The sequence below is a fragment of the Vibrio sp. 704 genome, assembly GCF_033339295.1.
Genome location: NZ_JAWOUH010000242.1, coordinates 1 through 856, shown reverse-complemented (window position 1 = coordinate 856; position 856 = coordinate 1). Strand labels below are relative to the sequence as shown.

1 pseudogene is annotated in these 856 nt (G+C 45.6%); it reads left to right on the top strand.

The features are described from left to right. Nucleotides 1-763, top strand: a pseudogene (locus R7R24_RS25705) (tetratricopeptide repeat protein); the annotation flags it as partial. Nucleotides 764-856: the final 93 nt, after the last annotated feature.

Sequence of the window (856 nt, the reverse complement as noted above, 5' to 3'; positions counted from 1 at the left end):
GTTCATTATGCGCCGCGGCGTGATCATGCAGCGCCAAGCGGGTGAAATCGAAAAACTTCGTAACGACCTCTTTACCCATTCCCGCTCTCGCTTACGTAATCTGCGCATGCTGAACGTGAAGTTGTCTCGCTCACTGAAAAAATCGCGTGACACTTTTGAACAGTGGCAAATGGGTGAACTTATCCATGAACCGCTCAACGACCGACTACGTTTTGTGATGATCGACCTACCGTTCTTACGCAGCATGTACGTTCAAAATGGTTACAAAGCGGGCTTAGAATTAGAACGCGCATTCGGTGAATACCTAGCAGAGCGCATCGAAAAACCAGCACGTTTGTACCACTTCTCGGATGCAAACTTACTCTACATCGAACCTAACGCAGACCGCGACGCCTCTGCCGAAGTCATGTTTGAAAAATTCCAAGCGTGGGTAGACGAATTTGCGACTCAGCATAACGTCAATCGCATCATTCGTATGGGCATAAGCGACTACCCGTTCTTGCCTCGAGCTTACACCGCTATCAATGATGAAGAGTTGCTCGATTTACTGCTACTTGCGACGCACATTGCACGCGAAGTTAGCCTCAAAGATAAACAAAGTCATTGGGTATTTTTGAAAGCCATTGACAACGCGCCAGCAGCGAGCTTTGCAACCGGTAACATAAGAACCGCTTGCCAACACGCCATCAACCAAGGCCTGATCAAGATCCACTCCTCTTACAAGAATGAGGACGACATCAAGAAAATATTAAAAAATGGATAATTAACCATCGGTTAAGCGTAATAACTAATGACGCTATAAAGTTTTTTGTTATTATCAGATAATTGTCAGTAGTACATGGACTTAACCGTAGTC